This window comes from Streptomyces sp. NPDC053432, from assembly GCF_055585365.1.
The window spans coordinates 1-13,729 of the sequence record NZ_JBVJKF010000031.1; the positions used below are offsets into that span (position 1 = coordinate 1).

Annotated in this window: 10 protein-coding genes; 6 read left to right on the forward strand and 4 right to left on the reverse strand. The window is 72.2% G+C overall.

What is annotated here, in order from left to right; genetic code table 11:
• Positions 1-198 precede the first annotated feature (198 nt).
• Entirely contained in the window at positions 199-1,368 is a 1,170-nt protein-coding gene (locus tag ACZ6Y1_RS34135; protein ID WP_469639263.1) for a steroid 3-ketoacyl-CoA thiolase, read from the reverse strand.
• 242 nt (positions 1,369-1,610) lie between these two features.
• Here ACZ6Y1_RS34135 and ACZ6Y1_RS34140 point away from each other — a divergent pair, with 242 nt between their 5' ends.
• Both ACZ6Y1_RS34140 and ACZ6Y1_RS34145 read left to right on the forward strand, forming a co-directional pair.
• On the forward strand, positions 1,611-2,855 hold the full coding sequence (locus ACZ6Y1_RS34140; RefSeq protein ID WP_469639266.1) for a cytochrome P450: 1,245 nt from the start codon (positions 1,611-1,613) through the stop codon (positions 2,853-2,855).
• A 228-nt stretch (positions 2,856-3,083) separates the two neighbouring features.
• Entirely contained in the window at positions 3,084-4,502 is a 1,419-nt protein-coding gene (locus ACZ6Y1_RS34145; RefSeq protein WP_469639269.1) for an FAD-binding oxidoreductase, read from the forward strand.
• A 22-nt stretch (positions 4,503-4,524) separates the two neighbouring features.
• Here ACZ6Y1_RS34145 and ACZ6Y1_RS34150 read toward each other — a convergent pair whose 3' ends face one another.
• On the reverse strand, positions 4,525-6,552 hold the full coding sequence (locus ACZ6Y1_RS34150; RefSeq protein WP_469639272.1) for a bifunctional glycosyltransferase 87/phosphatase PAP2 family protein: 2,028 nt from the start codon (positions 6,550-6,552) through the stop codon (positions 4,525-4,527).
• 133 nt (positions 6,553-6,685) lie between these two features.
• On the opposite strand from ACZ6Y1_RS34150, the gene ACZ6Y1_RS34155 reads away from it, so the two are divergent.
• Positions 6,686-7,015, forward strand: a complete 330-nt coding sequence (locus tag ACZ6Y1_RS34155; RefSeq protein WP_365179898.1) for an antibiotic biosynthesis monooxygenase family protein — start codon at positions 6,686-6,688, stop codon at positions 7,013-7,015.
• 213 nt (positions 7,016-7,228) lie between these two features.
• Here the strand turns inward: ACZ6Y1_RS34155 and ACZ6Y1_RS34160 are convergent, their stop codons facing one another.
• On the reverse strand, positions 7,229-7,624 hold the full coding sequence (locus ACZ6Y1_RS34160; RefSeq protein ID WP_469639275.1) for a nuclear transport factor 2 family protein: 396 nt from the start codon (positions 7,622-7,624) through the stop codon (positions 7,229-7,231).
• A gap of 105 nt (positions 7,625-7,729) precedes the next feature.
• Between ACZ6Y1_RS34160 and ACZ6Y1_RS34165 the strand changes: the two genes are divergently transcribed.
• Positions 7,730-8,227 (forward strand): GNAT family N-acetyltransferase, encoded by a 498-nt coding sequence (locus ACZ6Y1_RS34165; RefSeq protein WP_469639278.1) that lies wholly within the window; start codon positions 7,730-7,732, stop codon positions 8,225-8,227.
• 36 nt (positions 8,228-8,263) lie between these two features.
• On the opposite strand, the gene ACZ6Y1_RS34170 is transcribed toward ACZ6Y1_RS34165, so the two are convergent.
• Complete coding sequence (locus ACZ6Y1_RS34170; RefSeq protein ID WP_469639281.1) at positions 8,264-10,333, reverse strand: DHA2 family efflux MFS transporter permease subunit; 2,070 nt, start codon at positions 10,331-10,333, stop codon at positions 8,264-8,266.
• A 734-nt stretch (positions 10,334-11,067) separates the two neighbouring features.
• On the opposite strand from ACZ6Y1_RS34170, the gene ACZ6Y1_RS34175 reads away from it, so the two are divergent.
• The gene (locus ACZ6Y1_RS34175) at positions 11,068-11,976 is read left to right on the forward strand and encodes a peptidoglycan-binding domain-containing protein (RefSeq protein WP_469639284.1); all 909 of its coding nucleotides are present in this window, start codon (positions 11,068-11,070) and stop codon (positions 11,974-11,976) included.
• 146 nt (positions 11,977-12,122) lie between these two features.
• The gene (locus tag ACZ6Y1_RS34180) at positions 12,123-12,839 is read left to right on the forward strand and encodes an HAD-IA family hydrolase (RefSeq protein ID WP_469639286.1); all 717 of its coding nucleotides are present in this window, start codon (positions 12,123-12,125) and stop codon (positions 12,837-12,839) included.
• Positions 12,840-13,729 lie beyond the last annotated feature (890 nt).

The following is a 13,729-nucleotide window of genomic DNA, read 5'->3' on the forward strand; positions in this document are numbered from 1 at the left end:
GACTACATGAACTCCCGCTACGGCAGCCCGGTCGGCGCCTGGAACTTCTGGTCCGCCAACCACTGGTACTGAGCCGCCGGCAGCACAGGCAGCAGGCATACGAAGGCCCCGGCGGCCGGCCTCCCCAGGTCCGGCCCCCGGGGCCTTCTGCATCCCATCCCACAGGGTTCTTCGGCGCCCGCGCACGGGCTCACGCACTCACAGGCGCTGGATGATCGTCCCGGTCGCGAGCGCACCGCCCGCGCACATGGTGATCAGCGCGAACTCCTTGTCACGGCGTTCCAGTTCGTACAGTGCGGTGGTGATCAGCCGGGCGCCGGTGGCGCCGACGGGGTGGCCGAGGGCGATGGCGCCACCGTTGACGTTGACCTTCTCCAGGTCCTGGTCGAAGACCTGGGCCCAGCTGAGGACGACGGAGGCGAAGGCCTCGTTGATCTCGACGAGGTCGATGTCCTTGAGGGACATCCCGGCCTTGCCGAGCACGGCCCGTGTCGCGTCGATCGGCCCGTCCAGGTGGTAGTGCGGGTCGGCGCCGACCAGGGTCTGGGCGACGATGCGGGCGCGCGGCTTGAGCTTGAGGGCCCGGGCCATCTTGCGGGAGGCCCACATCACGGCGGCGGCGCCGTCGGATATCTGCGAGGAGTTCCCGGCGGTGTGCACGGCGGTCGGCATGACCGGCTTGAGCCGGGCCAGGCCCTCCATGCTGGTGTCGCGCAGTCCCTCGTCGCGGTCGACCAGGCGCCACATGCCCTGTCCGGCGGCCTGCTCCTCCTCGGTGGTGGGCACCTGCACGGCGAAGGTCTCGCGCTTGAAGCGCTCCTCGGCCCAGGCGGTGGCGGCCCGCTCCTGCGAGAGCACACCCAGGCGGTCGACGTCCTCGCGGGTCAGTCCCCGGTTGCGGGCGATGCGCTCGGCGGCCTCGAACTGGTTGGGCAGGTCGACGTTCCACTCGTCCGGGAACGGTTTGCCGGGGCCGTGCTTCGATCCGGAGCCCAGCGGGACGCGGCTCATGGCCTCGACCCCGCAGGCGATGCCGATGTCCATGACCCCGCCGGAGATCATGTTGGCGACCATGTGGTTGGCCTGCTGGGAGCTGCCGCACTGGCAGTCCACGGTCGTCGCGGCGGTCTCGTACGGGAGGCCCATGGCGAGCCAGGCGTTGCGGGCGGGGTTCATCGACTGTTCGCCGGCGTGGGTGACGGTGCCGCCGACGATCTGCTCGACGCAGTCGGGCCGGATTCCGGTTCGGGCCAGCAGTTCGCGGTAGGTCTCGCCGAGCAGGTAGGCGGGATGGAGGTTGGCGAGCGCGCCCCCGCGCTTGCCGATGGGGGTGCGTACGGCTTCGACGATGACGGGTTCCGCGGCCATGAGCTCGTCCTCTCCTGCACTGTGCCGGCGCGGCGGGCCGTCCCGGCGGCCCCGCCCGAACTAGTACGCGTTCTAGTTCTCCCCGCAGTTTTATGACCTGGGGGCCCGCCACGCAAGGGTCTTGCACGCGGCCTGCACGGATTCCACACGCAACAGGTGCTGCGCCAAGCCTTGTCACTTCTAGAACTCGTTACTACCTTCGAGCCAACATCTGATGGGCCGTCAGACTTTGGAGTCGCCCGATGTCCTGCCCCGCGCTGCCCGAAGGCTTCGACGCCACCGACCCCGACCTGCTCCAAAGCCGGGTCCCGCTGCCGGAGTTCGCGGAACTGCGGCAGACCGCACCGGTGTGGTGGTGCCCGCAGCCCCGGGGCGTCACCGGCTTCGACGACGAGGGCTACTGGGTCGTGACCCGGCACGCGGACGTCAAGTACGTCTCCACCCACCCGGAGCTCTTCTCCTCCACCCTCAACACGGCGATCATCCGGTTCAACGAGCACATCCAGCGTGATGCCATAGATGCCCAGCGCCTGATCATGCTGAACATGGATCCGCCGGAGCACACCCGCGTACGCCAGATCGTGCAGCGCGGATTCACCCCGCGCTCCATCCGCGGCCTGGAGGACGCCCTGCGCGAGCGGGCCCGGAAGATCGCCGAGGAGGCCGTGGCCGCCTCGGCGGACGGCAGCTTCGACTTCGTCACCCAGGTCGCCTGCGAACTCCCGCTCCAGGCCATCGCCGAGCTGATCGGCGTACCGCAGAAGGACCGCGCCAAGATCTTCGACTGGTCGAACAAGATGATCGCGTACGACGACCCGGAGTACGCGATCACCGAGGAGGTCGGCTCCAACGCCGCGATGGAGCTGATCGGTTACGCGATGAACCTGGCCGCCGAGCGCAAGGAGTGCCCCGCCCAGGACATCGTCACGCAGCTCGTGGCGGCCGAGGGCCAGGGCAACCTCGGCTCCGACGAGTTCGGCTTCTTCGTCCTGCTGCTGGCGGTCGCCGGCAACGAGACCACCCGCAACGCCATCAGCCACGGCATGCACGCCTTCCTCACCCACCCCGAGCAGTGGGAGCTGTACAAGGCGACCCGGCCCTCCACCACCGCGGAGGAGATCGTGCGCTGGGCCACCCCGGTGGTGTCCTTCCAGCGCACCGCCACCCAGGACACCGAACTGGGCGGCCAGAAGATCAAGGCGGGCGACCGGGTGGGCCTGTTCTACTCCTCCGCCAACCACGACCCCGAGGTCTTCGAGAACCCGGACGTCTTCGACATCACCCGCGACCCGAACCCGCACCTGGGCTTCGGCGGCGGCGGTCCGCACTTCTGCCTCGGCAAGTCCCTGGCCGTCCTGGAGATCGACCTGATCTTCAACGCGCTGGCCGACGCGCTGCCCGACCTGCGCCTGACCGGTGAGGGCCCGCGGCGGCTGCGCGCGGCCTGGCTGAACGGCATCAAGGAGCTCCGGGTCGGCCGCGGCTGACCCGTGAACCAGGACGGCAGGGGCCCCCTCCTCCCACGCCCCGGCCCCTGCCGTCCGTCGGGGCCGTCGCAGGGCTGCGGGCCCCCGAGTGGCGGCCCGGACACGACCGGCGGATCCTGACAGGACGCGGCGATCCACCGACGTGGTGCCGGGGCGGACTGCCGATCGCCCCCGGCACCCCGTCGGCGTTCCGCCGCGACCCGCCGTCACTCGGGCGAGGGAGCCGTCATGTCCGCCGTCGTGTCCGCCTTCTCCGCCAGCGCGTTCGACGAGCTCGCCAGAACCTTCCGGGGGCCGCTCGTGCGGCCCGGCGACGACGGCTACGAGGAGGACCGCCGGGTCTGGAACGGCTCCGTCGACCGCCGTCCCGCCCTCATCGCCCACTGCACCGGCGCCGCCGACGTGATCACCGCCGTCCGCTCCGCCGGCCCCTGCGGACCGGCGGCCGGCCTGCCCCTGGCGGTGCGCAGCGGCGGGCACAGCTTCCCCGGCCAGTCGGTGTGCGACGACGGCCTCGTCATCGACCTGTCCCTGATGAAGGGGATCCGGGTCGATCCCGAGGCCCGCACGGTGCGGGCCCAGGCCGGGGTGCTGCTCGGCGAGCTGGACCACGAGACGCAGGCCTTCGGGCTGGCCGTGCCCGCCGGGATCGTCACCCACACCGGGCTGGCGGGACTCACCCTCGGCGGCGGCATCGGCTGGCTGATGCGCAAGTACGGGCTCACCGTCGACCAGTTGCTGTCGGTGGACCTCGTCACCGCCGACGGCACCCTGCTGAAGGCGAGCGCCGACGTCAACCCTGACCTCTTCTGGGGGGTGCGGGGCGGAGGCGGCAACTTCGGCGTCGTCACCGAGTTCGAGTTCCGGCTCAACCCGCTCGGGCCCGTCGTACTGGCCGGTCCGATCGTCTGGCCGATGGCGGATTCGGCGCGGATGCTGCGCTTCTACCGCGAATGGATCACCGACGTACCGGATGACCTGACCACGGCGGTCGTGCACCGCAAGGCGCCGCCGCTGCCGTTCGTCCCGCCGGAACTGCGCGGGGAACCGGTGGTCATGGTGGTGTGCTGCTACGCCGGGCCGGTCGAGGAGGGTGAACGGGTGCTGCGGCCGCTGCGCGCGTGGGGGCCGCCGCCGGTGCTGGACCTGTGCGCGCCGAAGCCGTTCACCGAGCACCAGGCCATGTTCGACCCGTCGTTCCCGCACGGCCGCTGGTACTACTTCAAGTCCTGCGACGTGGACCGGCTCGGTGACGAGGTCATCGACGTCACGGCCGAGCACGCGGCCCGGATCGTCTCCCCGCTGACCGCCTTCCCGATCTTCCAGCTGGGCGGCGCCATCAGCCGCGTCGGCGAGGAGGAGACGGCCTTCGGCGGCCGCACCGCGGGCCACACCTTCAACATCAACGGCACCTGCGAGGACGCCGAGGGCTTCGACCGGGAGCGGGAGTGGGCGCGCGGCCTGTGGTCGGCGCTCGCCCCCCACCGGACCGGCGTGTACGCGAACTTCCTGATGGAGGAGGGCGAGGACCGGGTCCGCGAGGCGTACGGGCCCGGGAAGTACCGGCGGCTGCGGGAACTCAAACGCCGCTACGACCCGGACAACCTCTTCCGCCTCAACCAGAACGTCCCGCCGGCGCCGGCCTGAGCCCGCGGCGCCCGGCGCCCCCTCAGGTGCGCGCGGGCGCCTTGGCCTGCCGGTCCGCGCCGTCCGCGTCCTCGGCGGGGCCGGTCCGCTGCGCCGGCACCGCCAGCTGGAGCCGGCGCGGCCCCGACAGCAGGAACACCAGCCCGAAGCCGGCGGCGACGACGGCCGCCCCGCCCACGGCGTCGAGCACCCAGTGGTTGGCGGTGGCCACGATCGCGCACACCGTGATCAGCGGGTGCAGCACCCCGAGCAGCTTCTGCCAGCCCTTCGGCGCCAGCACCACGATCACGATCCCGCACCACAGCGACCAGCCGAAGTGCAGCGAGGGCATCGCCGCGTACTGGTTGGAGATCGCGGTCATCGCCCCGTACGACGGGTTCGCGAGGTCCTGCGGTCCGTGCACGGTGTCGATGAAGCCGAGCCCGGGCATGAGGCGCGGCGGTGCGAGCGGGTAGAGCCAGAAGCCTATGAGCGCGAGGACGGTGGCGAGGCCGAGGGAGGCGCGGGCCCAGCGGTAGTCGCCGGGGCGCCGCCAGTACAGCACCGCCAGGATCGTCAGCGGGATCACGAAGTGGAAGGAGGTGTAGTAGAAGTTGAAGAACGCCTCCAGCCAGGGCGTGTTCACGACGGCGTGGTTCACGGCCTGCTCGATGTCGATGCCGAGCGCCTTCTCGATGCCGTGGATCTGGCTGCCGTTGCCCTCCGCGAGCGAACGGCTCGTGGGCGCGGCGGCCCGGATGTGCGAGTACAGGGAGTAGCCGACCCGTATCAGCAGCAGTTCCAGCAGCAGGTTCGGGCGGGACAGCACGCGCCGCCAGAACGGCAGCAGCGGCACCCTCGCCCACCGGGCGGCCGCCGGGCGGCCGTAGTCGGTGGGGACGGGCTCGCGCCAGTACGGCGAGGTGCGCGGCAGGAACGGCACCGCGCAGGCCGCCGCCAGCGCGGTCAGCAGCAGCACGTTGTCCCGTACGGGCGCCAGCGCGACCAGGTTCGGCAGCAGCACGTCGCTGGGCAGGCTCATCGCCAGGACCACGGCCACCGGCCACACGGGCCGGTCGGCGGCCCGCTTGCCGACCTTGCCCGCCATCGCGAGCAGCACCCACAGCAGCTGGTGGCGCCAGCCGGCCGGGGACACGGCGACGGCCGTACAGCCGGTGAGGGCGACCGCGAGCAGCAGCTGGCCGTCGCGCGCGTAGCGGGCCGCGCGGCGCAGACCGAGGACGACGACGGTGCCGGCGAGAGCGAGGCAGAGCAGGATCTCGACCGGCCCCGTCAGGCCGAAGCGCAGCAGCGCGCCGTGCAGGGACTGGTTGGCGAGCCCGTCGGGGGCGCCGCCGAGGCCGGTGCCGGCCAGGTGGCTCACCCAGTACGTCCACGAGTCCCGCGGCAGCGCCGCCCAGGACAGCGCGGTGGCTCCGGCGAAGGTCACGGCGGCGGAGCGCGCGGTGGGGCGCCGCCCGGCGAGCCACAGCAGCGGGGCGAACAGCAGCAGGGCGGGCTGGAGGGCGGCGGCGAGGCCGAGGAGGAATCCGGCCGGACGCTCGCCGGGCACCCGGAACACGGCCAGGAGCACCAGCAGCACGGGCAGCACGGCCGTCTGCCCCGGCGAGGCGGCCTCGCGCACCGGCAGCGAGACCATGAGCAGGGCGGTCAGCACGGGAGCGGCGAGCAGCGCGGTGCGGCGCGGCACGGGATCGGGCAGGCCGCGCGCGGCGACGAGCCCGATGGCGGCCACGAACAGCAGCGTCACCGTCGTCCAGGCGACCTCCAGCGAGGGCGCCGCGAGGCCGGTGAACGGCTTCAGGACCAGCCCGGCGAAGGGCGTGCCGGTGAACTGGCCGGCGTCGTACAGCGTGCCGGGCAGGCTGCCGGGCAGGTGGAACCCGCTCAGCCATTCGCCCGGTGGCACGCGCAGCACGGCGGCGGCCTGTCTGACGGCGAGTACGCCGGCCAGCGCCCACAGGAGCAGGCGCGCGGCCGCGAGCCTGCCGTTACCGCCTATGACTCCGGCATGTCCGTGTCCACTACTGTGCTCCGCCGCGTTAGCCACGCCTCGCCGGCCTCCCGCCCAATTGACCGCAACCCCGACTTCGCCTGGCTGCCGCGTTTCATACCGCGTTTCATACCGCGTTGTTCATTACCCGGACGACGATATCCCGGGTCGGATACCTAGGATGGCCCGCATGAGCATCGTGAAGATCAACGCGCTGACCGTACCTGCCGAGCAGCGGGAGGTGCTGGAGCAGCGGTTCGCCTCCCGGGCCGGGGCGGTGGAGTCCTCGGACGGGTTCGAGTGGTTCGAGCTGCTGCGCCCGGTGGAGGGCACCGACCAGTACCTGGTGTACACGCGGTGGCGGTCGGAGGAGGACTTCCAGGCGTGGATGGAGGGGCCGATGAAGGCGGCCCACCAGGGCGGCGGCGAGGGCGGCGGCGAGCGTCCGAAGCCCGCGGCCTCCGGGTCCTCGGTGTGGTCGTTCGAGGTCGTACAGCAGGCGGCTCCGAAGAAGGCTTGAGACGGCGGAAGTCGGACCCGGCGGAACGCCAGGCGCGGCGGAACGCCATGGCGGCGAAGCGCCGGACGCGGCCGAACGCCGGACGCGGCCGAACGCCAGGCGCGGCGGAACGCCGGACGCGGCCGGATGCGGCCGAACGCCAGGCGCGGCGGAACGCCAAGCGCGTGGGGGTGCCCGGGGCGCGTGCCCCGGGCACCCCTTCCGCCCCGCCGCTCAGCTCCAGAAGGCGTCTTCTTCGTCGATGTCCTGCGTGCACTCGTCGATGTCGGTGATCTTGCCGCCGACGATCGTGAAGAAGAGGCCTTGCTGGACCTCGAGGCCCCGGTCGCCGCGGTCGGCCTTGAGCGTGTGGAACGACATGACGTGCCCGCGCCCGTCCGCCAGCACCGCGTGCAGGTCGAGCTGCATGGTGCCTTTCGTCTCCTCCCCGAGGCGGCGGTAGAGGTCGAGGACGGCCTCGCGCCCCTTGTGGTGCCCGGACAGCGGGTTGTCCCCCGGCACGTGGTGGATGACGTCGGCCGTGAACAGGGTGCTCATCGTTTCCAGGTCGCCCTTGGAGAAGGCTTCGTAGCCGCGGCGGACCAGGACGGCGTCGGGATGCTTGGACATGGCGCTCACACCCTCCATCTGGGCGATTTTCCCCTTTTCATATCATCGGTCCGTGCCTGTGGATATTCCACGCGGGAGATCCTCCACCCGCTCCACAATGACGCCATGAACAGCAACGTGATCAAGACGTGGACCGTGACACCCGAGCCCTACGACACCCCTGACGCCGTCGTCCTGCTCCGCGCGTACTACGCGGAGGTCGCCGGCCGGTACTGGAAACGGTCCGTGAGCGAGGCCGAGATCGACCAGGGCGTCCGCGATTTCCCGGCCGACGGGCTCGCCCCGCCGACGGGCCAGTTCGTCGTCGGCCGGCTGGCGGGCGAACCGCTGGCGTGCGGCGGGTTCCGGCTGCTCGACCCGGTGACCGCCGAGCTCACGCGGGTGTACGTCGACAGGCGCACGCGCGGTACCGGCGGCGGGGCGGCGCTTCTGGAGGTGCTGGAGGCGGAGGCCCGCGCGCTGGGCGCTGAGCGGGTCCGGCTGGACACCCGGTCGGACCTCGTGGAGGCGCGGGCCCTGTACGCGCGGCACGGGTACCGGGAAATACCCGCCTACAACGACGGCCCGTATGCCGAGCACTGGTTCGAGAAGCGGCTCGTCTGAGTCCCCCGGACGGCGAGCGGCGAGCGGCGGGGCGGTCTAGCGAGCGGCGTGGTCCCGCCTCGGAAGGCCTTCGTGGGGTTCCTCGGCGTCTGATCCGCACAGCTCCGCGTTGATCTCGCGCACCAGCTTGTCCAGGTCCGTCGGACGGTCCGGCCCCCACCAGTCGCCGAGGAGTTCGGCGAGGGATTCCTGGCGGGCGGCGGCGAGCCTGACGGCGGCCTCACGGCCCTGGTCGGTGAGGACGAGCGGCAGCCCGTCACGGACGGCGAGCCGGCGTTCCTCGACCTGTCGGGCGGCATCCGTGATGGTCGTCAGCGGCACGCTCGTGCGTTCGGCGAGGAGCGCGGGCTCGGCGGAGCCGTATTTGTTGATCCGCAGCAGCAGCCAGCTGGAGGCGGGCAGCAGGTCGTAGCCGGCCTTCTCGGTGATCCTCTCGTAGACGTGGCGGCGGCCTTCCCGGCTGCCGAGGACCGACAGCGCGCGGGCCACCTCGTCCCGGGATGAGCGTTGCACGGGGTTGGAGGCGAGGGTCTCGGAGACGTCGGGCGCGGTGACCGAGGCGCGGAGCTTGTCCTCCTTCAGGAACCACGAGATGAGGAAGGCGACGAGGACGACGGGCACGGCGTAGAGGAAGACGTCCGTGATGGCGGAGGCGTAGGCGTCGAGCACCCGGGGTCGCAGTGCGGCGGGGAGCGCGGCGATCGCCCGGGGGTCGGCCTCCAGCCGCTGGGCGTCGGCGCCGGGCGGCAGCGGAATGCCGGCGAGGGTGGCGACGAGTTTCCCGTCGAGCTGGTTGGTGAAGACCGTGCCGAAGATCGCGACGCCGAAGGAGGCGCCGATGGAGCGGAAGAAGGTGGCACCGGAGGTGGCCACGCCGAGGTCGGCGTAGCTGACGGCGTTCTGCACGACGAGGACGAGCACCTGCATGACGAGGCCGAGGCCGACGCCGAAGACGAAGAAGTAGGCGCTCATCTCCCAGGTGGAGCTGGTGCGGTCCATCTGGTGCAGCAGGAGCAGGCCGATCGCGGTGACACCGGTGCCGGCGATCGGGAAGACCTTCCAGCGACCGGTGCGGCTGACGATCTGACCGGAGCCGGTGGAGGCGATCAGCATGCCGATCACCATGGGCAGCATGTGGACGCCGGACATGGTCGGTGAGACGCCCTGGACGACCTGGAGGAAGGTCGGGAGGTAGACCATCGCGCCGAACATGGCGAAGCCGACGATGAAGCTGATCACCGAGCAGAGGGTGAAGGTGCGGATGCCGAAGAGCTTGAGCGGCAGGACGGGTTCGGCGGCCTTCCGTTCCACGAGGACGAAGGCGACGAGCAGCACGGCGCCGAGGACGGCGAGGCCGACGATCCGGGCCGAGCCCCAGCCCCAGGTGCCGCCGAGGGAGGCGACGAGCACGAGACAGGTGGCGACGGAGGCGATGAGGAAGGTGCCGAGGTAGTCGATGGTGTGCTTCGAGGGCCGCGCCGGGATGTGCAGGACGGCGGCGATGACGACGAGTGCGACGAGACCGATGGGGAGGTTGATGTAGAAGACCCAGCGCCAGGAGAGCTGGTCCACGAACAGGCCTCCGAGCAGCGGGCCGAGCACGCTGGTCGCGCCGAAGACGGCACCGAAGAGGCCCTGGTACTTGCCGCGTTCACGGGGCGGGACGATGTCGCCGACGATCGCCATGGACAGCACGATCAGCCCGCCGCCACCGAGGCCCTGCAGGGCGCGGAAGCCGATGAGCTGCGGCATGTCCTGGGCGAGACCGCAGAGGGCGGAGCCGATGAGGAACAGGATGATGGCGTACTGGAAGAGCCGCTTGCGGCCGTACTGGTCGCCGAGTTTGCCCCACAGGGGGGTGGCCGCCGTGGAGGCGAGCATGTAGGCGGTGACGACCCAGGACAGGTGGGCCATGCCTCCGAGGTCGCTGACGATGGTCGGCAGGGCGGTCGAGACGATGGTCTGGTCGAGCGCGGCGATGAGCAGGCCCAGGAGGAGAGCGCCTATCGAGACGAGCACTTCGCGGGTCGCGTGCTCGGCGCCGGGTCCGGGGTTCTGCGGGCCGGGACCGGGGTCCCGGGACTCCTTCGTCACATCCTGAGTCATCGACTCCTCCTCAGGCCGGATCGGCATCTCCGTCGATCTCCATCGTGAGTGGTGTGTCCGGTTATGGCCTCTCGGGCGCTTGGGAGGGGCCTTGACGCGTCTGGATAATCGCTGGCAGTGGCCAGGGAGGGATTCCAGTGAACGGTGAACACTGTCCGGATTGCGGCGCCGTAGTCGGCGGCGGCTGCCGGTGTGCGCCGGATGTGGGGTTCAACCCCTTGCGCATCCGGCCGTACGTGACGTTGCCCGACCCCGGCGAGACGGAGCCCCCCATCCCCGTGTCTCCGCAGCCGGTGACCGGCGTGGTGACCCCGCAGCCGCAGCACGGCACGCCGCACCACGACATCCCGACGCACGGCAACGGCACGCCGGCACACGGCAACGGCACGCCGGAGGCGATGGCCGGGGGCGGAGCGGGGGCGGTGCAGGGGTCGGCTCTGGGATCGGGGCCGGGGTCGGCGCCGGGATTGGGGTCGGTGCCGGGGTCGGGCACTGGGCCGGTGTCGGGGCCTGGGCCGGGGTCGGTGCGGGGGTCGGTGCCGGGGTCGGGGTCGGTTCCGGGGTCAGGGCTGGGGTCGGGGCCTGGGCCGGTGCCTGGGCCGGGGTCGGTTCCGGGGTCGGGGCCTGGGCCGGTGCCGGGGTCGGGGTCGGTTCCGGGGTCGGGGCTGGGGTCGGGGCCTGGGCCGGTGCCTGGGCCGGGGTCGGAGTCGGTGCTGGGGTCCGGTCCCGCGTCGATGTCCGCCGCGCCGTCGGCGCAGCCGTGGCCGGACGCGCTGGAGCCGCAGCCGCAGCCGCAGCCGGACGCTGCGGAGACGGTCCAGCTTCCGGCGGTGCCGGGGGCCGGGGCGGCCTCGGCAGGCGTGTCGGGCGGGGCGATAGCGGGGGCTGAAGCGCTCGCGGCCGGGGCGGCTGCGGAAACCACCGCCTTCCCGGCGGCGCCGCAGGCCGCGCAGTTCCCGGGTGCACCGGCGACCGCCGCGTACCCGGCGTACCCCGCGTACCCCGCGTTCGCGGAGGCCGCCGGTGACTCGGAATCGGGATGGGGAGGGGGTGGGGGCGGGGGCGGGGGCCCGGAGAAGCGTGGCGGTCGTTCGGCGCGGCGCCTGCTGCCGCTGCTGCTGGGCGCCGCCGCGGTCGTCGCCCTCGGCGGCACGGCCCTCGCCGTGTTCGTGCTGCCGGAGTCCGGCAGCGGCGACACCGCCCTCATGGACGCGAAGGCTTCGGCGCCGGCGGCGATCGCCCCGGCCCCGTCCTCCTCCTCGCAGTCCTCGGCCTCGCCGAGTGCGTCCGCCTCACCCTCGGCCTCGCGTTCCGCGTCGCCGAGCCCTTCGAAGTCCCCGTCGCCGAGCGCGTCGCGTTCCGCGACGTCCGCTCCGCCGAGCCCGTCGGCGAGCGCGAGCCGCTCCCCCGGCCAGTCGAAGCCGCCGAGCCCGTCGGGTCCGACCCTGCGCTACGGGGACTCGGGGCCGGAGGTGGAGAAGCTGCAGCGGTTGCTGGCGGCGAAGGGGCTGTTCCCGTACAAGGTCAACGGCAAGTTCGACTGGCGCGTGGAGAACGCCGTGTCGACGTTCCAGTACAACAACGACATCAACGAGGAGTGGGGCGTCTACGGTCCGCTCACCCGCCGGGCGCTGGAGGGCTGAGGGCCCCGCCGAAGGCGGTTCCCGCCCGTGATTGGCGTCGACCGCCCTTGTTTTGTATCGTGGAGGAACAAAGTGGTTCCGTCCGCACTCCCTGACCGGTGGACGGAACCACTTGTTCTCTTTCCCGCCCGTCTGGAGCCCAGCCGATGCCGGACAGCATCACCGCCACCGCACCTGCACACGCCCCCGGACCCGTACCCGCACCCGCAGTCCTGACCGCCAGGGCCCTGCTGCTGGACATGGACGGGACGATCGTCAACTCGGACGTGGTGGTCGAGCGGTGCTGGCGCGACTGGGCGGTGGCCCACGGCCTGGACCCGCAGGAGGCCCTGAAGGTGGTCCACGGCCGCCAGGGCTACGCCACGATGGCCGTACTCCTGCCGGACCGCCCGATGGAGCTCAACCACGCCGAGAACGCGGAGATGCTGGCCCGCGAGACGGCCGACGTCGACGGCGTGGTCCCCGTGGCGGGCGCCCCCGAGTTCATGGCCGCCCTCGCCGGCCTGCCGCACGCCCTGGTCACCTCGGCCGACGCGGCCCTGGCCACGGCCCGGATGACCGCTGCAGACCTGCCGATGCCGGAGGTCCGGGTCACGGCCGAGTCCGTCCGGGCCAGCAAGCCGGACCCGGAGGGCTTCCTCAAGGGCGCCGCCGCCCTGGGTGTGGCCCCGGCCGATTGCATCGTCTTCGAGGACTCGGCCGCCGGCATCGCCGCGGGCCGGGCGGCGGGCATGCGCGTGATCGGCATCGGCCCCCGCGCTGCCGCCCACACCCCGACGGCCCACGCGGAGGACCTCCGGTCCCTGCGGGTCACGGCGACCCCGGACGGCTCGATAGAAGTGACGGTGGGCACGGCGGCCTGAGGCGGCTGGGGGCGGCGAGGCGTGCGGGTGGGGTGAGGCCCGGGCGCGGCGGAGCCTCGGCCGGCCGGGAGCCAGGGAGGGTTGGGAATTTCCCGTCAGCCCCATAGTCCTTCCGTGGTGGGCCGGCCTGTCAAGGGCGCTCCTTCGTCGCGTCGCTGCGCGATGTCGCTGCGCTCCACCCTTGACAGGCCGGCCCGCCACGGAAAGACAAGGACTGCCGGGAAACCCCCAAAAGAACGGGCCGGGCGGAATGGTTCACAAGCCGGCCGGGCGGAGATGTTCGACCCTGCTTCGGCCAATGGGCCGGATCTCGGCCCGGGTTCCCGTCTCGCCCTCCGAGCTGGGCGACGGCCGAGACCCCTTCACACCTCGGCCACAAGAGCCCGGCGGGAGGATGCGCGCCTCACATCGCTACGCGCTCCTCATCGACGGCGACTGCGGCCCGCCTGGGGCTGGTCTCGCCTCACATCACTACGCGCTTCGCCCTGACGGCGTCCACGGTCGTCTCGGAAGTTGGGGTGTGTGGCTCCGGCTCTCGTTGGTGGGCTCGCGCTGGGGGATACAGCTCAGCAAGGACGAGGATTCGTCCTCCTGGGCCCTTCCCCGGCCCCTTTAGAGCCTCTTTCGTCCCCTTCCCCCAGGCGGGGCCTCCGCCCCAGGCAGGGGTCCAGCCCCAGGCGGGGGCTGAACCCCGCCATTGAGGAGCGCGTAGCGATCGTGGGCGGCTCATGAGCGGACCCGGATCGGGAACCGGAGGCGGGTCCGCGGACGGGGACGGGCCGGGGGCCGAGTCCTCGGACGGGGCCGGAGACCGAGCGGCCGGGCCCCAGACCTGGGGCCAAGCCCGGACCGCGAGGGCCGGGGACCGGGGTCGGGGCGGGCCGAACAAC

Excerpts from the sequence above, each read along its gene's own strand:
- ACZ6Y1_RS34135 (WP_469639263.1), bottom strand. The coding sequence starts at position 1,368 with ATGGCCGCGGAACCCGTCATCGTCGAAGCCGTACGCACCCCCATCGGC.
- ACZ6Y1_RS34140 (WP_469639266.1), top strand. The coding sequence starts at position 1,611 with ATGTCCTGCCCCGCGCTGCCCGAAGGCTTCGACGCCACCGACCCCGAC.
- ACZ6Y1_RS34145 (WP_469639269.1), top strand. The coding sequence starts at position 3,084 with ATGTCCGCCGTCGTGTCCGCCTTCTCCGCCAGCGCGTTCGACGAGCTC.
- ACZ6Y1_RS34155 (WP_365179898.1), top strand. The coding sequence starts at position 6,686 with ATGAGCATCGTGAAGATCAACGCGCTGACCGTACCTGCCGAGCAGCGG.
- ACZ6Y1_RS34160 (WP_469639275.1), bottom strand. The coding sequence starts at position 7,624 with ATGTCCAAGCATCCCGACGCCGTCCTGGTCCGCCGCGGCTACGAAGCC.
- ACZ6Y1_RS34165 (WP_469639278.1), top strand. The coding sequence starts at position 7,730 with ATGAACAGCAACGTGATCAAGACGTGGACCGTGACACCCGAGCCCTAC.
- ACZ6Y1_RS34170 (WP_469639281.1), bottom strand. The coding sequence starts at position 10,333 with ATGACTCAGGATGTGACGAAGGAGTCCCGGGACCCCGGTCCCGGCCCG.
- ACZ6Y1_RS34175 (WP_469639284.1), top strand. The coding sequence starts at position 11,068 with ATGTCCGCCGCGCCGTCGGCGCAGCCGTGGCCGGACGCGCTGGAGCCG.
- ACZ6Y1_RS34180 (WP_469639286.1), top strand. The coding sequence starts at position 12,123 with ATGCCGGACAGCATCACCGCCACCGCACCTGCACACGCCCCCGGACCC.